15 protein-coding genes are annotated in these 23,169 nt (G+C 49.1%); 12 read left to right on the top strand and 3 right to left on the bottom strand.

What is annotated here, in order from left to right:
* The first annotated feature begins 54 nt into the window (after positions 1-54).
* The 6 genes from CIK90_RS01535 to priA all read left to right on the top strand — a co-directional run bounded on the left by CIK90_RS01535 (position 55) and on the right by priA (position 8,159).
* Positions 55-1,452: an SUMF1/EgtB/PvdO family nonheme iron enzyme gene (locus CIK90_RS01535; protein ID WP_173849287.1), complete on the top strand. Its 1,398-nt coding sequence runs from the start codon at positions 55-57 to the stop codon at positions 1,450-1,452.
* Between the two features lie 28 nt (positions 1,453-1,480).
* Positions 1,481-2,161 (top strand): gliding motility protein GldL, encoded by a 681-nt coding sequence (gene gldL, locus CIK90_RS01530; RefSeq protein ID WP_094446776.1) that lies wholly within the window; start codon positions 1,481-1,483, stop codon positions 2,159-2,161.
* Positions 2,162-2,189: 28 nt separating this feature from the next.
* On the top strand, positions 2,190-3,755 hold the full coding sequence (gene gldM / locus CIK90_RS01525) for a gliding motility protein GldM (RefSeq protein WP_094434360.1): 1,566 nt from the start codon (positions 2,190-2,192) through the stop codon (positions 3,753-3,755).
* Between the two features lie 26 nt (positions 3,756-3,781).
* Positions 3,782-4,849 carry a gliding motility protein GldN gene (gene gldN, locus CIK90_RS01520; protein ID WP_094464149.1) on the top strand — a complete coding sequence of 356 codons (1,068 nt, stop codon included), beginning with the start codon at positions 3,782-3,784 and terminating at the stop codon, positions 4,847-4,849.
* A gap of 100 nt (positions 4,850-4,949) precedes the next feature.
* Entirely contained in the window at positions 4,950-5,576 is a 627-nt protein-coding gene (locus tag CIK90_RS01515; RefSeq protein WP_094464148.1) for a porin family protein, read from the top strand.
* A gap of 324 nt (positions 5,577-5,900) precedes the next feature.
* On the top strand, positions 5,901-8,159 hold the full coding sequence (gene priA, locus CIK90_RS01510; protein WP_094464170.1) for a primosomal protein N': 2,259 nt from the start codon (positions 5,901-5,903) through the stop codon (positions 8,157-8,159).
* A 452-nt stretch (positions 8,160-8,611) separates the two neighbouring features.
* On the opposite strand, the gene CIK90_RS01505 is transcribed toward priA, so the two are convergent.
* Together CIK90_RS01505 and CIK90_RS01500 are read right to left on the bottom strand one after the other, a co-directional pair.
* Positions 8,612-10,150, bottom strand: coding sequence for an OmpP1/FadL family transporter (locus CIK90_RS01505; protein WP_254046244.1), 1,539 nt, complete (start codon positions 10,148-10,150; stop codon positions 8,612-8,614).
* 224 nt (positions 10,151-10,374) lie between these two features.
* Positions 10,375-12,426, bottom strand: coding sequence for an HD family phosphohydrolase (locus tag CIK90_RS01500; RefSeq protein ID WP_371595891.1), 2,052 nt, complete (start codon positions 12,424-12,426; stop codon positions 10,375-10,377).
* Positions 12,427-12,592: 166 nt separating this feature from the next.
* Between CIK90_RS01500 and gltX the strand changes: the two genes are divergently transcribed.
* The 4 genes from gltX to CIK90_RS01480 are packed head-to-tail and all read left to right on the top strand — an operon-like array spanning position 12,593 to position 18,134.
* On the top strand, positions 12,593-14,110 hold the full coding sequence (gltX, locus tag CIK90_RS01495) for a glutamate--tRNA ligase (RefSeq protein ID WP_094446780.1): 1,518 nt from the start codon (positions 12,593-12,595) through the stop codon (positions 14,108-14,110).
* A gap of 18 nt (positions 14,111-14,128) precedes the next feature.
* Positions 14,129-15,346 (top strand): 3-deoxy-D-manno-octulosonic acid transferase, encoded by a 1,218-nt coding sequence (locus CIK90_RS01490; protein WP_094434368.1) that lies wholly within the window; start codon positions 14,129-14,131, stop codon positions 15,344-15,346.
* 14 nt (positions 15,347-15,360) lie between these two features.
* On the top strand, positions 15,361-15,897 hold the full coding sequence (locus CIK90_RS01485) for a gamma carbonic anhydrase family protein (protein ID WP_094464145.1): 537 nt from the start codon (positions 15,361-15,363) through the stop codon (positions 15,895-15,897).
* Positions 15,894-18,134, top strand: coding sequence for a DUF5703 domain-containing protein (locus CIK90_RS01480; RefSeq protein WP_371595890.1), 2,241 nt, complete (start codon positions 15,894-15,896; stop codon positions 18,132-18,134). Before CIK90_RS01485 ends, CIK90_RS01480 begins: the two co-directional genes overlap by 4 nt.
* A 334-nt stretch (positions 18,135-18,468) precedes the next feature.
* On the opposite strand, the gene CIK90_RS01475 is transcribed toward CIK90_RS01480, so the two are convergent.
* Entirely contained in the window at positions 18,469-19,461 is a 993-nt protein-coding gene (locus tag CIK90_RS01475) for a malate dehydrogenase (protein WP_094391120.1), read from the bottom strand.
* Positions 19,462-19,645: 184 nt separating this feature from the next.
* Between CIK90_RS01475 and CIK90_RS01470 the strand changes: the two genes are divergently transcribed.
* Together CIK90_RS01470 and CIK90_RS01465 are read left to right on the top strand one after the other, a co-directional pair.
* The gene (locus tag CIK90_RS01470) at positions 19,646-20,482 is read left to right on the top strand and encodes a hypothetical protein (RefSeq protein ID WP_094464144.1); all 837 of its coding nucleotides are present in this window, start codon (positions 19,646-19,648) and stop codon (positions 20,480-20,482) included.
* A gap of 94 nt (positions 20,483-20,576) precedes the next feature.
* Positions 20,577-22,964: an outer membrane beta-barrel family protein gene (locus CIK90_RS01465; RefSeq protein ID WP_158216011.1), complete on the top strand. Its 2,388-nt coding sequence runs from the start codon at positions 20,577-20,579 to the stop codon at positions 22,962-22,964.
* The last annotated feature ends 205 nt before the right edge of the window (positions 22,965-23,169 follow it).

The following is a 23,169-nucleotide window of genomic DNA, read 5'->3' as shown; positions in this document are numbered from 1 at the left end:
CACGTCAGACACACCATCCGCCGGTATCATCCCGCGTTGCTTCTACTCTTCGCAATGCTCGCTGCCAGTTGTCTTGGATCCAAAATCAGTTCGTCTCAAGGTGGCGAAGTGACTGGCCATAGTGGTCGCACCTTTGCCGAACCGACCCCTTACGGCATGACCCTTGTGAAGCGAGGCCATGTCAAAATGGGTATTGAGCAACAAGATTCGCTATGGGGCAGACGCACACCAGTGCGCGACATCTCGGTGGAGAGTTTCTGGATGGACGAGCGCGAGGTGACCAATTCTATGTATCGCCAGTTTGTCAGCTACGTCCGCGACTCCATTATCCGCGAGCGTTTAGCCGATCCAAACTATGGTGGCGATGAGACCTATAAGATAGAAGAAGACCGTTACGGCAATCCCGTCACTCCCCATCTCAATTGGAAAAAAACGTTGCCACGTCGTCCTAACGAGGACGAACAGCGTGCTTTCGAAAGCCTATATACCACCAATCCAGTGACGGGTGAGAAACTTATCGATTGGCGCCAACTCAATTATCGGTATGAAATATACGACTATGCCGAGGCAGCCAAGCGCAAATACCGCACCAATCCGCAAGAACGCGTGTTGAATACCGATTATCGTCCCAATCCCAATGAGCGCATCTGGATATCCAAAGATACGGCATATATCGACGATGAAGGTCGCATCGTGCGAGAAACCATCAACCGCGAATACACCGGTCCGTGGGATTTCCTCAATACCTATATTGTCAATGTCTATCCCGACACCACCTGTTGGGTCAACGATTTCCCCAATGCCGCCAATGAGAACTATATGCGGTTCTACTATTCGAGTGCTGCCTATAATGACTATCCTGTAGTTGGTGTCACTTGGGAACAGGCCAATGCCTTCTGTGCATGGCGCACTGCCCATCTGTTGCGTGGTCTTGGCGAGGCAGCACGCTATGTGCAGCGCTATCGTCTGCCTACCGAAGCCGAGTGGGAATATGCAGCACGTGGTAAAAACCAGAATGAATTTCCATGGGACAATAAGGAAATGGCATCCGGTAACGGGTGCTATTATGCCAACTTCAAGCCCGACAACGGTAATTACACCAAAGACGGTAACCTCATTACCAGTCGCACAGGCATCTATAATGCCAATTCCAACGGACTTTACGATATGGCAGGCAACGTAGCCGAATGGACCAGCACCATCTATACCGAGGCAGGTGTTGAACAAATGAACGATATCAACCCCGACCTTCGCTACAATGCAGCACCCGAAGATCCCTACCGCATGAAGAAAAAGACCGTGAAAGGTGGCTCTTGGAAAGACCCCGAATCGATGGTCCGTTCCGCCTGGCGCACCTTTGAGTATCAGAATCAGCCACGCAGTTACATCGGTTTCCGCTGTGTGCGCAGTATGGCTAATACCAATAGCGGTAAAGTGAAAAACAAAAAATAAGCATATTCACCCTCAAAAACGAAAAACCATGACAGAATATAGCAAGTTGAATATCATCTATAAACTACAGAAATGGATGGACAGCGTAGCCGGTCAAACCTTTCTGAACTATGCCTACAGTTGGGGTGCAGCCATAGTCATTTTAGGCACACTCTTTAAGTTGACCCACCTTCCCTATGCCAATATCTTTCTCTATTTAGGTATGGGAACCGAGGTCTTCGTATTTTTCCTGTCGGCTTTCGACCGTCCGTTCGACAAGACAGCCGATGGCATGGAACTGAAAACTCATAGCGATATGGCGGTTAACGAACCATCTTCTGTTTCCGCAACCACTGTGCCTTCATTGTCTGGCACCGCTTCGTCTTCTCCGTCTGGCGTCGCTTCGTCTTCCCCGTCGGGTAGCGTTTCTTCGTCTGGATTTATCTCTGTTTCGGGTGATATCAACATTCCACAATGGCATGCGCCACAGATTCCAGAAGGTCTCGACGAGCAGATAGCCGGTTATACCGCCGAGTTGGAGAATCTCAACCGCACGTTGACCAGCATCAGCCGCGTCTATGAAATGCAGCTCAAGAGTGCCAGTACGCAGATCGGAACAATAGACAGTATCAACGAACAGACGCGCCACATGGCCACTCAGATAGCCGAACTCAACCGCATCTATGCCCGCATGATCGAGGCCATGTCCGTTCAAAACAAGATGCAATAGTCCATTCAAATCCCAATAATTCCGTATTATGGCAATCAAGAAACGTCCATTATCGCCCCGTCAGAAGATGATCAATCTGATGTATGTCATCCTCATGGCGATGCTGGCGCTTAATGTATCGACCGAAGTGCTTGAAGGTTTTTCGGTAGTAGAAGATAGTTTGCGCCGCACAGCGCAGACCGCTACCGATGAAAACCGCACCCTTTATGCCGATTTTGAAGCACAGATGAAGCGCAATCCGCAGAAGGTTCGCCAGTGGTTTGAGTGTGCACAGCAGGTACGCCAAATGAGTGATTCGCTCTATCTGTTGGCTGATGAGTTGAAACAAGCCATTGTCTGCGAGGCCGATGGCCCCGACGGCGATGTGCTAAACATCCGCAAGAAGGAAGACCTCGACGCAGCTTCAACGGTGATGCTCACTGTGGGTAGTGGTCGTGGCGAAGCCCTTCGCCAGGCGATAGTGCGCTATCGCGAGTATATACTGACGCTTCTTCCCGACAGTGCCCAGCAGCGCATGGTGGCTCAAAGCCTATCCACCGAACCCTCTGCCGAGGCTCGTGCCGTAGGCAAAAACTGGCAGGAATATATGTTCGACCACATGCCTGTGTCTGCTGCCGTCACTATGCTGACCAAATTGCAAAACGATGTGCGCCATGCCGAAGGTGAGGTTTTACACCGTCTGATGGCCAATGTCGATATGAAAGACCTGCGTGTGAATAGCGTCAGTGCATTGGTCATTCCCGAATCACAAACTGTAGTGCGAGGCGAACGCTTTTCTGCCCGCATCGTGATGGCAGCAGTAGATACCACTCAGAATCCTCAGATTTTCATCGGCGGTCGTCCCGTTCAGTTGCCCGGCGGCCGTTATGAGGCACTCACCACCCGTGCTGGCGACTTCACCCTATCGGGTTTTATCCAGATGCCCAACGGTCGTGGCGATATGGTGCGCCGTGAGTTTAGTCAAAAATACACGGTGGTAGAACCCTCCGCCACCGTTTCCGCCTCGTTGATGAATGTGCTTTATGCCGGTTACAATAATCCGTTGAGCATCTCCGTGCCGGGTGTTCCCGTCACCAAGATACAGGCATCGATGACAGGCGGCACCTTGCAGCCCGTCGGTCCGGGTCGCTATATTGCCCGACCCACTACTCCTGGCAGTGAAGTGGCTATCACCGTCACCTCCACCAACAGTGGTCGTGCGCAACAGATGGGGCGCTTCGCCTTCCGTGTGCGTCGTTTGCCCGACCCCACACCTTATATTAATATAGCTGCCGAAGGTGGTGGCAGAAGTCGTTACCATGGTGGTGCGCTGTCGAAAGCCCAACTCGTAGGCACCGACGGTATAGGCGCAGCCATCGACGATGGTATTCTCGATGTGCCCTTCCGCGTACAGAGTTTCGAAACCGTCTTCTTCGACAATATGGGTAATGCCGTTCCTGTGGCAAGCCAAGGCGCACATTTCTCTGCTCGCCAGAAGGATGTGATACGCCGTTTGCAGCGCAACCGTCGCTTCTATGTATCGCGTGTGACCGCCGTAGGTCCCGATGGAATCGCCCGAAAATTGAACACTTCGATGGAAATCATCGTGAAATAATACATCAATAAACTACCTCCACGACTATGAAGAGAATCCTCCTGATAACCGCTCTCGCCACGGTGTTGACGATTACCGCCACCACTTCAGTGGCACAACCCAAGGCGCGTCGCCAGCAAACCACAGCCACTCCGCAGCAACAAGGCATCAGTCAACGCGCCCGTCTGATGTATCCCACATCGCTCGATATGCCTGAAGATGTGGTGTGGCGTCGTGACCTTTATCGCGAAATCCACCTCGACACCGATGCCAACTCCGGTCTGTATTACCCCGTGGAACCCATCGACCGCCAGTTGAACCTCTTTACCTATATCTTCAAATTGGCACTCAACGGTTATATTCCCATTTACGAATACCGATTAGATGGGCAGGAATCGTTCAGCGACTCCTCGCGCGTGGCTATCAAAACCGTGCTCGACGACCAACAGATCTATTATGAAAAGAAAAACAATCGCTTGCATGTGGATAATAGCGACATTCCTTCTGCTGATGTCAAACTCTACTATCTGAAGGAAAGTGCCTACTACGACCAGACCAATGCACAGTTTCGTCGCAAGGTCATCGCCCTCTGTCCTGTCATTGTGCTCGACGATGAGTTTGGCGGAATGCCATCCAAGCGTCCTTTGTTCTGGGTGCGTTATGCCGATTTGGAACCCTTCCTCAACCGCCAGACGGTAACAGCATCGTCGGTGAACGATGCTGCCACCATGACGCTCGAAGACTATTTCACCCTCCATTGCTATCAGGGACCCATCTATAAGACCGGTCAGCGACAAGGTAAACGCATGCCGCAGTTTGGCGACACAGCCGATGCCGACCAGCAACAGCAGGCAGCTTTGCGTCAGGCGAAACAGATAGACGAGGAATTGGCAGCCTTCGAACGCCGCGTGTTTGGTCATACGCCACAGCGCGACTCTATAGAAGCAGCCAACAAGAAAGCATTGGAACAGGGTGAAACAGTAAAAAGCAAGAAGTCAAAAACCGTAAGAAGTCGCCGCGTGCGCACGGTGAAAAGCAAGGCAGCACCCCGCAGTTCCTCCTCGTCGACAGGTTCGCGCCAACCCCGTGTGACGGTACGTCGCCAGCGTCATTGACCCACATGATGCAGCAAAAATGATGAAAAACCGACAAAAATGTTGTCTTTCTCAGATATAATGCGTATCTTTGTTGCGCAATTCATAAATTAAAGTAGATATGAAAAAGTTGTTTATCTTGATTGCTCTCGCCTGCATGGCATGGGCAATGCCTGCACAGGCACAGGTTGATTTCGGTGTGAAAGCAGGTCTCAACCTTACCAATTTTTCGATTAACGACAGTAAAGTTCTTGCCGCAGAAAACAAGACTGGCTTCTTTGCCGGTGTTACTGCCAAGGTAACCCTGCCGGTTGTAGGTCTCGGTGTTGATGGATCTGTGCTCTACGACCAGCGTGAAGCTAAGTTGAAAGCAACGGGTACAACCCTGAAACAGCAGTCAATCCAGATTCCTATCAACCTGCGTTATGGCGTTGGACTTGGTGATATTGCCAATATCTTCGCTTATGCCGGACCTCAGTTTGGTTTCAACATCGGTGGAAAGAACGATTCATTCGATGAAAGACTTGATAACGTCAACAACTGGCGCTTTAAGGACAGCAACCTCAGTGGTAATGTCGGCGTAGGTGTTACCCTGTTGAAACACTTGCAAGCCTCAGTCAACTATAACTTTGCCATCGGTAAAACCGGTGATTTTGATTCTGTAGGTGATGCCATCGACAGTATGGACAAGAAAACTGTCAAAGCCAAAGCCAATGCTTGGCAGGTATCGGTGGCATACTTCTTCTAAGCAAACTGCAACAACCAAAATAGTTCGGGCGGTCCTTCGAGACCGCCTTTTTCTGTTTCTGATCCCATCCATGAACCACCCTACGAGACTGCTCCTTGTGGCCAGCCGACATCGTGGAAGAACTGTCCGAAACAACCACTCGCTTGCTCTGCCTCCAACATTTTTCTCTTTTCTATCTATCATTTCCGGTCGGGGAGTATATGCGTTTGCGTTTTTTTCATTATCTTTGCCCCAAGGTCTTAGGTAGGCTGCACCTCGGGAATGAAAAGAAAAACTCGTTTTCCTTTTGCATTTCGCTCGGTTTGCACTACCTTTGCAGAGATGATGACCTATGCCGATATCATTCTGCCCGTGCCTTTGCACGCCACATTCACCTACTCCGTGCCCGAAGGCATGAGTGTAGGCGAGGGAATGCGTGTGCTCGTTTCGTTCGGTCGCAATAAGAAATATGTGGGCATAGTCGATCGTTTACATCACGACAAGCCCGAACACTACGAGGTGAAACCGTTGCTTCAGGTGATGGATCCTATCCCCATCGTCAATCCGTCGCAGTTGAAGCTGTGGCACTGGATAGCCGATTACTATCTGTCGCCCATCGGCGATGTGTATAAGGTAGCCATGCCTGCCGGCTTGAAAGCCGAGGAAGGCTATAAACCCAAGACAGAAACCTATATTCGACTTACGCCAGCCTACCGCAACGAGGCTTCTATCCATGTGGCCATCAATATGCTGACGCGTGCACAGAAGCAGTTGGAGGCCTTCAATACCTATCTATTTCTCTCCCATTGGGATGAGGTAGCCCAGTCAACGCCTATTGCAGAGGTGACGCGCGAAGAACTTATGAACAGCAGTCATGCCACTTCAGCCATCATCAGCCAGTTGGAAAAACGAGGCATGCTTGAGACCTACGAGGTGGAAGTGGGGCGCTTAAACCATGGCGGTGACTATCATCCCGAACTCATCCCGCCGCTATCCGAAGCGCAGACCACTGCCTACAACAGTCTTTTGATGCAGATGATGGGCCATCCCGTCACGTTGCTACATGGTGTGACAGGTAGTGGCAAGACCGAAATCTATATTCACCTCATCCGCCGAGCCCTCGAACACAAGCAACAGGTGTTATATCTCTTGCCCGAAATAGCATTGACGGTGCAGATGATGCAACGCCTGCAACGCGTGTTTGGTGACCGCCTGGGCATCTACCACTCCAAATATTCGGATGCTGAGCGCGTGGAAATCTGGCAGAAGCAACTCTCATCACATCCCTACGACATCATTCTCGGTGCTCGCTCGGCAGTGCTCTTACCTTTTCAGAAACTGGGTTTGGTCATTGTCGATGAGGAACATGAAAACTCTTACAAGCAGCAAGACCCTGCTCCCCGATACCATGCGCGATCGGCAGCCATCGTCTTGGCACACATGACCGGTGCCAAAACCGTGTTGGGCACCGCCACTCCATCCATGGAAACCTACTACAATACGCAGACCGGCAAGTATGGGCTTGTTTCGCTGACTCAACGTTTTCAGGGCATGCAACTGCCGCGTATCGAAGTGGTCGATGTGGCACGGCTGCAACATCGCAAGGAGATGAAAGGGCCGTTCTCGCCACTTTTGCTCACCAGCATGCGTGAAGCGCTGCAACAAGGAGAGCAGGTCATACTCTTTCAAAATCGCCGTGGCTTCGCGCCGATGGTGGAGTGTCATCAGTGCGGATGGGTGCCGAGGTGTCAGCATTGTGATGTTTCGCTCACGTTGCACCGCCAAACCAACCAGCTGACCTGTCACTATTGTGGCTATACGTATCAGATACCTGATAGATGTCCGTGTTGCGAGTCGAAAGATCTGCGTTCGCGTGGTTTCGGAACCGAGAAGATAGAAGAGCAGATACGCGACCTTTTCCCCGAAGCACGCATTGCACGCATGGATCTTGATACCACCCGAACGCGCAATGCCTACGAGCGTATCATCAGCGATTTCGGTGCCGGGCGCACCAACATCCTTATCGGTACGCAGATGGTGACCAAGGGACTCGACTTCGACAAGGTGAGCGTGGTGGGCATATTAAATGCCGATTCCATGCTCAACTATCCCGATTTCCGTGCTTACGAACAAGCCTTTATGATGATGTCGCAAGTGGCTGGACGTGCAGGCAGAAAAGGTCATCAGGGGCTGGTCATACTACAAACGAAGAATACCGAAGTGCCTGTCATCGGACAAGTGGTGGCACATAACTACACAGCGCTCTACCATGACCTTGTGGAAGAGCGCCAGCTCTTCCGCTATCCGCCGTTCACTCATCTGGTCTATGTATTTCTGAAGCATCGCTACGATGCCACGGTAGAGACTGCCGCTATAGAGATGGGGTCGCGGTTGCGTCAGTTGTTTGGCGTCAGAGTGCTTGGTCCCGATAAACCCGCAGTGGCAAAAGTGAAGTCGCAGAATATCCGCAAACTCGTTTTGAAACTCGAACTGGGTATTGATCTGCCTCGTGTGCGCCAATGTTTGTTGCAGGTGCAACAGCAAATGATGGGCGACAAGCGCTATTCATCGCTTGTCATCTACTACGATGTCGATCCGCAATAGGATGTAAAGATCGTTGTTGCACTTTCCAAACCATGATTTCAACCGTCAGAAACCTATGGCAATGCCGTCCTCAAATTTGGTTTATGCCACGCAAAAACCATTCATTTTGCAATGCTTTCGATGTTACAGTAATTCCCTGATAATAAGCTGTTTGAAGTCTGTGTAACTTACATAGCTCTGCAAATTCATTGAGTTTGCAGACCAAATTCATTGAGTTTGCTCAGCAATTTCATTGAATTTGCTGACCAATTTCAATTGAATTGCTGAGGAAAACAAATTGATTTGCTGAGGAAAACAAATTGAATTGCTGAGGAAAACAAATTGAATTGCTGAGGGAAGTATGTTGGGTAGGGATGTGATGTAACGAAAAAAACAAAGCCGTGGAGAAGATTCTCCGCGGCTTTGTTGCGTAAGTATGACAGTCGCGAACGACTTGCTTGTTATGAATGGTATTAGAAATCGATGTCGAGACCCAGCGCAAACACATTGTTGTTGCGGGTGAAATCGCTGCTGTAGCTGAGGCTCTTGTCAGCGGTGAGCTGCACTTTCTCCTCCACCTTCTTATGCTGATAGAAGGTGTGGAAGTAAGCCACGTTGAGATGCATCTTGTCGGTGAGGTGGACCACAGCACCGCCAGCTACTGAGTTGGAACTAACTACGAATGAACGGTCCTCCATATACTCGTCGGAAATGCCGTAGTTGGTGTTCTGCCATCCAGCACTTACGGTGAGTTTCTTGCATACATCATATTCTGCACCGGCATTCCATTCGAGTGTTCCGCGCTTCAACAGTTTCTGACGGTCGTTGTATGAAGTGGCGTGTTTATCGTCAAACCAGTGGAAACCTACGTTGATGCGGAGTGCATCGATGGGTTTGTAGCCAGCACCTATAGTCAGATAGGCAGGAATATCACCGGCAATTTTCTTGCCATCCTCATATTCTCCGATGGCTGCATCCAGTTTCTGGTCGAACTGTGATTTAAGCTGACCCATGGCAGCGGTAACGTGTTCGTTGCCAAGGATAGCGTCAGCAGCAGCTTCGGGAACACCAGCCTGGATATAAGCAGTTCTCAGATTGTCTGCCAAGTTACCGATACTTGGGGCATAGTTGACTGCCTTGTTCTTCAAGCGCATACGAGTCTTGAACTCATACTTTGCAGCGAAGTTCCACTTGCCGGTTTTGTAATCCACAGCAAGGATAGGGGTGAAGCCCAGTCCGCTCTGGTCACAGCTCAGTTCGATATTGGCTGCGTTGGGCTTTGAAGGGTCGAGCACCTGGTAGAGTGGCATTGCGCCAACCTTGATGTCGCGCACATAGCCATAATAGTTACAGGTGGCATATACGCCGCGCACACCGGCAAAAGCGCTGAAGTTGTCGCTTACACGGTATGCAGCACCTACAGAGAGACCGAAATAATACTGGCGACCGTGCATATAGCTGTCGTAGCTGTATTTGCCATCGGTTCCGAAAGCAGCGTCAGAACTGAAAAAACGGCTGGGAATGGGCAGACCTATGGCTTGTCCTACAGCAGCACCCACCTGGTCGATACCGCCTGCCAACTGGCAAGCACCCATGGCTGTCTCGGCTACAATCTTCTCAAACGAACCCAGTCCGTTGTCGAAAGTACATTTACCGCCGCCACCAGTCAGTGCAAAGTTGGCTTGCAACGACCAACGGTTCTTGTTGTAAGCATACTGAAATGATGGGATGACTGGAGCTAAAGCCTTACCTTTGAAAGTGCGTGGGGTAATGGCATTGTTCACATTATTAGTGAAAAGCATATAATCGTTCTCAATGTCACGGGTCTGATAAGCCAACTGCCAGTTGATGGCGAGGTGGTGTCCGTCGGCCATGAATGCCACGCCGGCAGGATTGTAATATACTCCGTCGATACCGATGGATGCCTCACGGCTCATCATTCGGTTAAAGGCAGCGTGCTGGTTGGTATTGGTCAGCAGACCTCCAGCATACGCACAAATAGTTGTCATCATGAAAACAACACAGGTAATAAAACTCTTTTTCATTCCTTTGAATTAAACAAAATTATCTTAAAATTGGTTGCAAAGGTAGTTGTATTGTTCTGATTTTCCGTAAATGTCACAAGGATATTAAGGTTTGTTAACTAAAATTTGTACTAAACATGCACAAAAAGGCGCGTTTGTGCAGTATTTTCTTGCACAAACACGCCCTTTGGTGTGCAATATTTCGGGTGCGTTTATTCCTTTTTCGCCTCTTTCTTTTCCGTAGGATAGTTGATACGGGTATGATATACCGTCTTTAGCTTTTCGATGAGTATGGTTTTAGCATACTGTATATCTCTGAAGGTGATAGGACATTCGCGGAAGTATCCTTCGCTCATTTGCGAGTCGATAATGCGGTTCACCAAGTCGCGAATGTTTTGTTCGGTATAGTCGGAGAGCGACCGTGAAGCCGCCTCTACCGAGTCAGCCATCATCAATATGGCTTGTTCGCGAGTGAAGGGATTGGGACCGGGATAGGTGAAGAGCAGGTCGTCAACATCCTCGTTGGGGTGTTCGTTCTTGTATCTGATGTAGAAGAACTTGGCTTTTCCCTGTCCGTGGTGGGTCGATATGAAGTCGCGAATGGGTTTAGGCAGGTTGTAGCGGTCTGCCATTTTCTGTCCTTCGGTTACGTGGCTGATGATAATCTGTGCGCTCTTGATGTCGTCGATCATGTCGTGGGGATCCACACCCGTCTGGTTTTCGGTAAAATAGATAGGGTTCGACAACTTACCTATGTCATGATATAGCGCGCCCGTGCGCACGAGTGTGGCGTTGGCGCCTATCTTGTTGGCAATCTCTCCAGCAAGGTTTGCCACTTGGATAGAGTGGTTGAAGGTGCCGGGAGCTATCTCACTCATGCGGCGCAAGAGGTCGTTGTTGCTATTGGAGAGTTCGATCAGGGTGATGTCGCTGGTGAATCCGAAGAGTTTCTCTACCAGATAGAGTAGCGGATAAGCGAAGAGCAGGGTCACACCGTTTACCATCAGATAGTTGTACGAACTATAGTCTATCTGTGTCAGCGAACTGTTGCGCATCCAGTCGAATGCCAGATTGGTAATCATGGCGGCAACGGTGGCAATGATGGCTGTCTTGAAAAGCTGGGAACGCTGTGTCATTTCGCGAAGCGAACAGATGGCTGTAAGACCGGCAACCGACTCTACCACGATAAATTCGAAGGGGTGGGCGAGCATGATGGCACAGATGAGTACCATGGTTATGTGTGCCATAAATGCCGTTCGCGAGTCGAGGAACACACGGATAAAGATGGGCACCATGGCATACGGCAACAGATAGACGTGGATGAACGTGTTGCGTACAAAGATTGCTGTGAGCAGACAGAACACCACCGTCAATACGTAGAGCATGGCTATGCTACGCGGTTTCTCCAGATAGTCGCGCCGGAAAAGAAAGATATAGACCGTAAAGGTGATCATGAAGATAGCCACATACATGATCTGTCCGAGCAGTACCAACTGGTTTTGCGTGCTGTCTTGCTGCAACCGCTCGTTTTCTTTCATATACGATTCAATGATGCGGTAGGTCTTGTCGGTCACGATTTCGCCTCGGCCAATCACCTTCTGTCCCTTCTGCACCACACCGCTTGCCAGTGCAATGCTGGAGAGAATGTCGCTCTTGCTTGCTTCGCTGCGCTCGCGGTCAAAGTAAAGATTGTTGGTGATATAGTCGTTGAGGTCGCATTTCTGTAGGATGGGGCGCTGCAGGGCAAGGGGTTCTTCGCGGAAAAGCTGCTCATAGGCGGTCTTGGTGGAATAGACGCTTGCCACAGGAATACTTCCTGCCACCTTGCCGCTTACCACGCGAATCATGGCGGCAGTATCTGCGCGCAGTTCTGAATAATCGGCTGAAGGCATGATGCCCTGCTGGTATAGCTCGTGAAGGCACTTGACTATCATGTTGACATACTCAGGACCAAGGCCTGGAATACCGTCGGCAAAATCGGTGCGGAACTTGCGTATCATGCGACTCTCCGTCTCCTTGTCGTATTTGTAGTAGGGCTCATAGTCCTTCATCAAGCTGTCTTTCTCGGCATTGATGGCGGCTTCCGACTTATAAACGGGGAAATCGAAGGGGGCGGTGAAGTCGGCATATTTCCATGGTTTGCCCTGTTCGGCAAAGAAATAGTTGCGGCTGTCGCGGGGAATGGCCCACACGATCAACAGCACGGAAACGGTGATGAGTGCTGCGCAAATCATTAAGCTGCGCCAATAGTTATTTTCTTTCACAGGCAGAATAATTTTCGTTATTGATAATGAAGCTGTCTTCCGACTTTTTGGCAAAGTTACGATAAAAAACGGAAAGTATGTGGTTTTCAAGCAAAAAAACATGAATATATGAAAAAAAATGTGTACTTTTGCAAAGTATTAATCCGTTTCTAAGATTATTTGTAAGATGACAGAAAGAAAAGTAAGGGTGCGTTTTGCTCCGAGTCCTACTGGCGCGCTTCATATCGGAGGTGTGCGAACTGCATTGTATAATTATCTTTTTGCCCGTCAGCATGGCGGACAATTGGTGTTTCGTATAGAGGATACCGATTCCAACCGCTTCGTGCCTGGTGCCGAAGAGTATATCATAGAATCGTTTAAGTGGCTGGGTATCCAGTTTGACGAGGGTGTTTCCTTCGGTGGCGATAAGGGACCTTACCGTCAGAGCGAGCGTCGCGATATCTACAAGAAATATGTGAAGCAACTGCTCGATGGAGGCTGTGCCTATATTGCCTTCGATACTCCACAGGAGTTGGAAGCCAAGCGCGCAGAGATACAAAACTTCCAGTACGATTGCCACACCCGTCAGCAGATGCGCAACTCGCTGACCATGTCTGCCGAAGAAGTGCAGGCACTGATTGCTGAAGGCAAGCAGTATGTTGTGCGTTTCAAGGTGGAACCCGGTCAGGAGATATTGGTCAACGATATGATTCGTGGCGAAGTACACGTCAAGAGCGATATCGTAGATGATAAAGTGCTCTATAAGAGTGCCGACGAACTGCCCACTTATCACCTCGCCAACATAGTGGATGACCATCTGATGGAAATCTCTCACGTGATTCGTGGTGAGGAATGGTTGCCCAGTGCACCGCTCCACGTCATGCTCTATCGCGCCTTTGGATGGGAAGATACTATGCCACGTTTTGCCCATCTGCCGTTGTTGCTCAAACCAGACGGTAAGGGTAAGCTCTCTAAGCGCGATGGCGACCGCCTCGGTTTCCCTGTGTTCCCCCTCGAATGGCACGATCCTAAGACTGGCGAAGTATCATCGGGATACCGCGAGAGTGGCTATTTTCCAGAGGCTGTTATCAATTTCTTGGCACTGTTGGGATGGAATCCCGGTACCGAACAGGAGATGTTCACACTCGACGAACTCGTCAAGCTGTTTGATATCACTAAGTGTTCGAAGGCTGGCGCACGCTTCGCTTACGAGAAAGGAATATGGTTCAACCACGAATATATCCTTAAGAAGAGCAACGAGGAAATTGCCTCACTCTTCGAACCCATCTGTCGTGAACATGGGGTCAGCGATTCATCGGAGCGCATCCTGCAGGTGGTGACGATGATGAAAGACCGCGTCTCGTTTGTTAAGGAACTGTGGCCCCTCTGCTCGTTCTTCTTCGAAGCACCCACAGCCTATGATGAGAAAACAGCTAAGAAACGTTGGAAAGCCGATTCGGCACAGCAGCTTACCGAACTGATTGATGTGCTGGAGGGTATCGACGACTTCTCACTGGAGAATCAGGAAAAGATTGTACACGAGTGGATAGAGCAAAAAGAATATAAACTCGGCAATATCATGAATGCCTGGCGACTCACTCTCGTCGGCGAAGGCAAGGGTCCTGGTATGTTCGACATATCGGCATTCCTCGGTAAGGAAGAGACCATTGCCCGTATGAAAAAGGCAATTGAAGTGTTGGGCTAATCACTTGGCGCGCTATTTATGTATAATATCGTCATTTATATCTATCTCATTGGTGTGGTCATTGCCTCGCTTTTCAGTAAAAAGGTGAGGAATATGTGGCGTGGAGAACGTCGGGCCATTGGCATCATCAAGGAGAAAATGGATCCTAACGCGCAGTATGTATGGTTTCATGCTGCATCGCTGGGTGAGTTTGAACAGGGGCGTCCGCTCATGGAACAGCTGAAGCGTGAACATCCGGAATATAAGATTCTGCTGACGTTCTTCTCGCCTTCGGGCTATGAGGTGCGCAAAAACTATGAAGGCGCAGATATCATTACCTATCTGCCCCTTGACACGATCATGAATGCACGCCGTTTCCTGCGTACCATACGTCCGGTCATGGCATTCTTCATCAAGTATGAGTTTTGGTACAACTACCTGCACATCCTCAAATACAGAAAGGTGCCGGTATATAGTGTGTCGAGCATCTTCAGACCGGAACAGGTGTTCTTCAAGTGGTATGGACGTAGCTACGGACGCGTACTGCACTGCTTTACCCACTTCTTCGTGCAGAACGAGATCAGCCGACAACTGTTGGCAAAGATTGGCATCAACGAGGTGACCGTAGTTGGCGATACCCGCTTTGACCGCGTGTTGCAAATCAAAGAGGCTGCCAAGCAGTTGCCTGTGGTGGAAGCATTTACTGACGGACACCGCACATTTGTGGCTGGTTCGAGCTGGCAACCCGATGAAGATATCTTCATCCCATGGTTTAATGCACATAAAGACTGGAAACTCATCATCGCTCCACACGTCATCGGGGAGGATCATCTGCAACAGATTCTATCGAAAATAGAAGGTAAGGCGGTGCGCTACACACAGGCTTCGGCTGAAGAGGTGCGCGATGCACAGGTGCTTATCATCGACTGTTTCGGTCTGCTCAGCAGCATCTATCACTACGGTGAAGTGGCGTATGTGGGTGGAGGATTCGGTGTGGGTATCCATAACCTGCCTGAGGCTGCGGTATGGGGAGTGCCCGTGATCTTCGGACCCAACAACCAGCGATTCCAGGAAGCGCAGCAGCTCAAGGCGTGCGGCGGTGGACTGGAAATCAACGGTGCTGCCGATTTCCAGCGTATCATGGATCGCTTTGATGCCAACCCACAGCAGGTGGAGGCTGACGGAAAGAAGGCTGGCGACTATGTGAAAGGTAAGGCTGGCGCCACAGACAAGGTGCTGCACAGTGTAGGACTCTAATCATTGACTATCTTATGGCTTTAATCAAGACGATAAAAGGACACGCACCCAAATGGGGACGCGACTGCTATTTTAGTGAAAATGCCACCATCGTGGGCGAAGTGACCATGGGCGACGAGTGTTCTATATGGTTTAATGCGGTGGTAAGGGGCGATGTGGCTCCTATTACCATCGGCGACCGCACCAATGTGCAAGATGGATCCTGTATTCATGTGACCCACGATACGGGTCCGACAGTGATCGGCAGCGATGTAACCATCGGTCATAACGTCACCGTTCATGCCTGCACCATCCACGACGGAGCACTCATTGGCATGGGATCAACACTGCTCGACGGATGTGAAGTGGGCGAGGGAGCTATCGTGGCTGCCGGTGCATTGGTGCTCCAAAACACGAAGATAGGACCTCACGAGATATGGGGTGGAGTGCCTGCCAAATATATTAAACCTACGCGTCCGGGACAGACAGATAATGCCAAGCACTATGTGGAATACTCCAAATGGTATAAGGAGGAAAATCCAGATTGCCATTTCGGCAAACAAACAGAATGATCATGAACATCGGAAAGACGCTGCTGACGGTATTTGCCATGATGGTTGTCATGGCGAAAGTACAAGCCCAGCCCGCTCCCTACGAATGGACTTCGCCAAGCAGCAATGCCTCGCAGTCGATGCCGTGTGGCGGAGGTGATGTGGGCATGAACGTCTGGGTGGAACAGGGTGATGTGCTCTTCTACCTCTCGCGCAGCGGCTGTTTCGATGAAAACAATAGTTTGCTGAAGCTCGGACGCTTCCGCATTCATCTCTCGCGACCATTCAATACTACTGCCTTCCGTCAACGGTTGGTGTTGCAGGAAGGCTATTGTGAAGTGACCGACGGTAGTCAGACCGTATTGATATGGGCGGATGTGGAGAAACCCGTGGTACATGTGGAGATGACCGACAAGCAGGGCAACTGTCAGGCAGAGGTATCGTATGAGTCGTGGAGAACCCATGACAGGCTGCTTGGCAAGCGTGGTCGTTTCCAAACTTCCTATAAATTTGCTGCTCCTAAAACGCTTGTCACAAGGCGCGACAGTATTCTGAAGGCTGCGGACAAGCTGATATTCTTCCATCATAACAGTGATGTGACCATCTTCGATGCTACGGTGAAGCAGCAGAAAATGGAGACGGTGAAACAACAGATGTATAATCCTTTGGCGAAACTGACCTTCGGTGGACAACTGACAGGCGACGGCTTTGTGTTTGACAGTCATTCTACAGGGCAATATGCCAGTACCGACTATGAGCGATGGACCTATCGCTCGACCAGAAAAGCATCGCGCCAAGCGGTTATGATTGCTATGGCTACGTGTCAGGGAACCATGGCGCAATGGATGCAACAACTGGCACAAACCACGAAAACCGTCAATCAGAAACGTGACAAGAAAGTCGCTCGGCAGTGGTGGCGGCAGTTCTGGCAACGCAGTTTCGTAGAGGGCAACGTTCCCGCCGTGCGCAACTATACCTTGTTCCGTTATATGTTAGGGTGCAACAGTCGTGGCGAATGGCCTACAAAATTCAACGGCGGACTCTTTACTTTCGATCCGGAATATGTGGAAAAGGCTCCTGAATATCGCATCACACCCGACTACCGCAACTGGGGTGGTGGTGTGCATACGGCACAAAACCAACGGTTGGTGTATTGGCCGATGCTGAAAAACGGCGATTATGATGTGCTTAAACCACAACTCGACTTCTATCTTCGCATCTATCGCAATGCAGAATTGCGGTCGAAGGTGTATTGGAACCATGGCGGTGCGTGTCTCACAGAACAGGTGGAAAACTATGGTTTGCCTTGTTTGCCGGAGTATGGCACGAAGCGTCCCGATGACTTTGACCCTGGCATGGAGCACAATGCGTGGTTGGAATACGAATGGGACACCTGCTTGGAGTTTTGCATGATGGCGTTGGAGGCGCATCGCTATTCGGGTATGGATATCTCGGACTATGTGCCGATGATACGATCATGTCTCCGCTTCTTCGATGAACACTATCAGTATCTGGCACGCAAACGCAGTGCAAAGACGCTCGATGGAAACGGAAAACTGGTGCTCTATCCCGGAAGTGGATGTGAGACTATCAAGGGTGCCTATAATTCTACTTCTACTATTGCGGCTTTGCGCACCGTGACCACAGCACTCATTGGCTATCTGGGTGGCGACTCGCTGCTCGCTGACTTCTATCAGCGATTGCCGGAGATTACGGTTCGCGATGGAAAAATTGCTCCTGCCGTACATTATGAAAGGGTGCAGAATGTGGAAACGCCACAACTCTATCCGGTATTTCCATGGCGCATCTATGGCGTAGGACGCCCTGATATCGACGTGGCGAAACGCACCTATCAGGAAGATTCATTGGCGCTGAAGTTCCGAACGCACATCGGTTGGAAACAGGATGTAATATGGGCAGCATGTCTCGGCATGAGAGATGAGGCAAAAGGACTATTGGAAAAGAAACTTGCCGACGGTCCGCATCGCTTTCCGGCATTTTGGGGACCTGGCTATGATTGGACTCCTGACCACAACTGGGGCGGTTCGGGCATGATTGGCATGCAGGAAATGCTGTTGCAGGAAGTTGGTGATAAACTCTATATCTTCCCGGCATGGCCTAAAGAGTGGGATGTTCACTTCCGACTACATGCTGCTCACGGCACCATTGTTGAGGCTGAAATGAAAGGTGGAAAGGTGGTTTCGGTCAAAGTGACACCTGTTGAAAGACAGAAAGATGTGGTGAATGTATTGCAGTAGCCGTTGCAAGGATTCATGCAGACGCCAGTTTGTTGTCGTGTGGTCGAATGGTGGTCGTAAATCTGTACTGTATTTTTTGTGATTGATTGTAGGTCAATAAGATAGAAAAACAGGGTGCCCGATGGTCGAATATTTTGTGTGTCGCGTGCGCGTGCGCGATACATATATATAATGTGAACAAATACTTTTCTTGATTTAACCACTATGCTTCATGGTTTATGGAGCTTAGAAACTATGGTGTGTTCCGTTGATAAGCAACATTTCCTATATAACAAAGAAAAGGTCCTGACGGCATGGTCAGGACCTTTGAACAATAGTTCGTGTAAGTTATGAATTAGAGGTTGGGGTTCATTTCCTTCCATTCAGCAACGGGAGGAACGATGCCCAGTTCTACAATCTCGTCGCGCATCTTGCAAAGGTGCTCGTAAGACTTGGCGAGTGAAGCCATCTCCTCTTCTGTACCAGCAGGCTCAACAAAGTGAACACCAGTCTTGTCGATGGTAGAAGGCATAGCCATCATCACGTTCTTGAAACCACACTTGTCGCAGTTTACATAGCAACCAGCAGGCAGAGTGAACTTCTCACCACCCATAGCAGCCTCAATCATCTTCACAGCATTGTAGGCAGGGCTCTGGAATGAGCTACGACCACGGAGCTTGATGATGTTTGAACCACCCTGTACGGTGTGGTGCTTGATCTCTTCCCAACGCTCAGCTGAGAGGCCCATCTCTGAGAGAGGTTTGCCGTCAACCTTAACCTGAGAAGCGAATACTGCCATCTGCTCACCGTGACCACCATAGGTGTGAGCACCGGTAACCTTATCCTGCTGAACACCGAACTCCAGTGCGAGAGCCTGCTGCAGACGGGTTGAGTCAAGAGCAGCAAGTGAAGTCAGCTGGTTGGGTTTCAGACCTGAGTGGATAAGAGCAGTAAGAGCTGTTACGTCAGCGGGGTTGAAGATAACAACAACGTGCTCCACTTCGGGGCAGTACTTCTTGATGTTGTCACCAAACTCTGCAGCGATCTGGCAGTTACCTTTCAGCAGATCCTCGCGAGTCATACCGTCTTTACGGGGAGCACCACCAGAAGAGATGATGTATTTAGCACCTGTGAAAGCCTCTTCGGGATTAACAGTGTAAGTAACGTTAGCACCTGCGAAAGCGCACTGCTGAATTTCGTCGAATACACCATGAACACCTGGCTCATAGATATCGTACAGGCAGATGTTAGGAGTCAGACCGAGCATCAAAGCGCTCTGTACCATGTTTGAACCAATCATACCGCCGGCACCGACGATCAAAAGCTTGTCATTTGATAAATATTCCATAGTTGTTTTTTATTAATGATGTTTGTTCTTCTTTCGATGCAAAGTTAGCAAAAAAACTTATTATATGAAACACTTTAATTGCAATTTAATGTTATAAAAATTAAAATATCATACGTTTGTAAACTCCATGTGGCATAATGAGCCTGTTATTTTGTATCTTTGCCTATGAATAACTGAAATACTAATGATGAACCCTAAAACGCTCATACATATAATAGGTGTATTGCCTATTGATGGATGGAATACTACGGGCATGTCTTACTACACCACCTATTATTTGCGCCATCAAGGACCAAATGGTATAGTGGTTCCAGTGACTCGTAATATATCGTTTGCCATCAAGTATAAAGATGTGATGCAAGGATATTTTGCTTCTGTCCATGTGCAATGGAATCATAAGAACCATCAGCGCCTCTATCGTCATAGCATCGACGAAGCAGGTTACCATAGTATGGCAACCTCTATGGAAACGGATATGGACGGATGGAACATCCTTTCGCGACTGTCAAAGACCTTGCGGTGGTCGCGCATGTTCATGTCTTTATCATGTCATTGGAACTGTAATACGGGGCGCATACTATTAAATGAAGAATGTGTAGGCAATAGGAATGCCATGTTGACAACCAACTTTCATCTGGCGCTTCAACCCAGTGATTGGTTATCGTTGACTGCTGATTCCTATTGGTTGCAGTCTGTGCAACATCAGGATGTGAATGGCGGTGTGAGTTCAACGCATAATTCTTTTGCTCATCTGTTGAAGATTTATGTAATGCCTGGACGTTGGCGTTTGGAATGGAACAACGAATTCTATCATAGTAACGATGGATCGGTATCGGCTAATTATTTTGCTGATGTGCGCTGCTTCTACAAAAGTATGATGTGGGAAGCAGGTGTGGAATTGAATAATGTGTTTGACCGTTCTAACTACCAATGGTTCAGATTGTCAGCAAACCGACGTGTTACCGTCATAAACCCTTTGCGTTCGAGAGAACTCATGTTTAGACTGAAATTCAGTTTCTAATATTTCAGATGGTGACGAAACACCATTATTCCCTTATATGAAAATGCAATTCGCAGAACCTGCGTATCTTTGCAGCAATAAATCGAAGAAAGAAATGAAAAGAATTGCATTTACTGTATGGTTGACAGTAGTAAGTATGATGGCCATGGCAACCCATTTGCCTGATGTGGAAGGAACCGTGGTCGATGAACAAGGACAACCCCTTGAGTTCGTGAATGTGGTATTGCTTTCAGAAGGTGATTCCGCCTTTGTGCAAGGTGCAACAACTGATGCAACAGGACATTTCCTTATCAAAACACCAGAAAACCATGGTGTGCTAAAAGTGACCAGCGTGGGCTATAAGACGACATTTGCCAATACCCATACCTTTGGAGGACGTGTCGTGCTAAAGGATGATGCGAAGATGTTGCAGGAAGTGACCGTGAAAGGAAGTCTGCCCAAAACCAAACTCACGGGAAACTCGATGGTGACTGCCATACAGGGAACGGTATTGGAGAAATCGGGTTCGGCAAAAGAAATGTTGTCGAAAGTACCGGGTATGACATTGAAGGGCGATGCTTTGGAAGTGTTGGGGAAAGGCACACCTATTTATTATATTAACGGTAGAAAGATGCAAAATGCCGATGAACTGACCAGATTGCGTAGCGAGGAAATCAAGGAAGTGGAGGTGATTACCAATCCGGGTGCACAGTATGATGCTACTGTGACGGCTGTGGTGCGCATCAAGACAATACGCAGACAGGGCAATGGATTCGGCTTTGATCTGACTGCCAATTCGCAGAACGACCTGCGATATGGGTATTGGGATGGATCGAGTACGCTGAATATGCGGTATCGCTATAAAGCCTTTGAGCTCTTTGGCATGATGAACGGATGGAAACATGATCAGATGAATGATAGTGCGCCCCACCAGTGGAGCTATTATCGTAGTGGCGACCAACTGACTGGCATCGATCAAAACACCCGACTGCTCAACCACTGGACGGGAAAAGGTTTGGACTGGAACGTGGGATTCAACTTGCAACTGGCAGAAAACCATACCGTGGGTATGCGCATCGAACAACATAAGAACTATGATTCGGGCTATGATGCATGGCAGAAAACCTATATGACGAAGATGATTGTGGGCAAGCCCGATAGCAAGGAAGAGACGAACAACGTGACAGAAGAACAACTCCATGAACACTATCCATACAACTGGGAAGGGAATGCCTTCTATAACGGTAAGGTGGGGAAACTCAATATCGACCTCAATATCGACTTCCTGACCAATAAGAAAGAGGAAAATGGTGATATTCAAGAAAGCGTCAATCTGGAGAATAACACGATGACGTCGGATAGTAAAACCACCAATCAGATGTTTGCCGACAAACTGGTGTTGGGCTATCCTGTATGGAAAGGTATGTTGCAGGTAGGGTCGGAGATGAGTCGGGTGACGCGACGGTCGTTCTATCAGATTACCATGGATGGCGTGCCTACCACAGATTCGAAGGTAAAGGAGAATAGTATTGCCGCATTTGTGGAGTATGCCTGTCAGATTCCTAAAGTGGGAAGTGTGAGTGCAGGACTGCGCTATGAGCATGTGGGATTTGACTATAAGGATAGGATAAACAATGACAACTCGTTGGAACGATACACCAACGATCTGTTTCCTTCCTTCTCTTGGGCAAACCAGTGGGGAGCGGTACAGACTTCGCTCAGCTATAGTATGAAGACACAACGTCCTAATTACTGGATGCTCAATGAGGCTGTTATCTATATCAATCCCTATTCGCTGCAAACGGGCGACCCTAAACTGAAGAATGCCAAGACTCACAGTATTGGTGCAAATGCGCGATGGAAATGGCTCAATCTGATGGCTAACTATGAACGGACTGACGATGCGCTGACTCAATGGTCGTATATCTATAATGATAAAGGTGTGATGCTCATCAAAAACCGTAACCTCGATGTGCCGGTGAGAAGTGTATCGGTATTCCTGACAGCATCGTCGACGTGGGGGTGCTACTCGCCGAGTTGGACTGTGGGTATGCGGAAATTCGACATGAAACAGACCTTGGCGGATCCTCGCGAAGCCAGTGGCGTGAGAACAGTACACTACAACCGGCCATTGTTTGTGGCAAATCTGAATAATGTGTTTCGACTGCCACATAAATGGCAACTGGAGTCTTATCTTTATTTCCAGCGTAAGGGCGACTGCATGAACTTCCGATTGACGAACAATATATGTAATCTTGGATTTGTGGTGCAGAAGTGTTGGCTGAAAAACGATGCCCTGTGCTTGCGAGTAACCGTTGATGATGTGTTGCAGCGTACCCGACAGAAAGTCAATATGGATTGCGGCTATTATACCCTCAACCAAAATTCTGCACAGAGCAACCATCGGTTGAACATCTCGTTGCGCTATTCATTCAATGCCAGCGGAAGCAAATATAAAGGAACTGGTGCTGGAAAGGAGGCTGCAGGACGAATGGCGCAATAACTATCGTTTCCCTTTCTTGACTGTAGTGTCTCCCATCTGTTTCCTATATCGTTCGTAAATTGATTCGGACTTACTTGGGATTTACTTGGGACTTGTTCGGGACTTGTTCGGGACTTGTTCGGGAAATGATGCGCACAGGCATAGAAGGTGAATATGGGGCGAAAATTATGTCGAATGGTTTTGACGTGTAAATAAATAATGTCAA

Source organism: Prevotella sp. P5-126 (assembly GCF_002251185.1).
Lineage (GTDB): Bacteria > Bacteroidota > Bacteroidia > Bacteroidales > Bacteroidaceae > Prevotella.
Note: the sequence above shows the minus strand (reverse complement) of the source record. Positions and strands in the feature narration are given on the sequence as shown.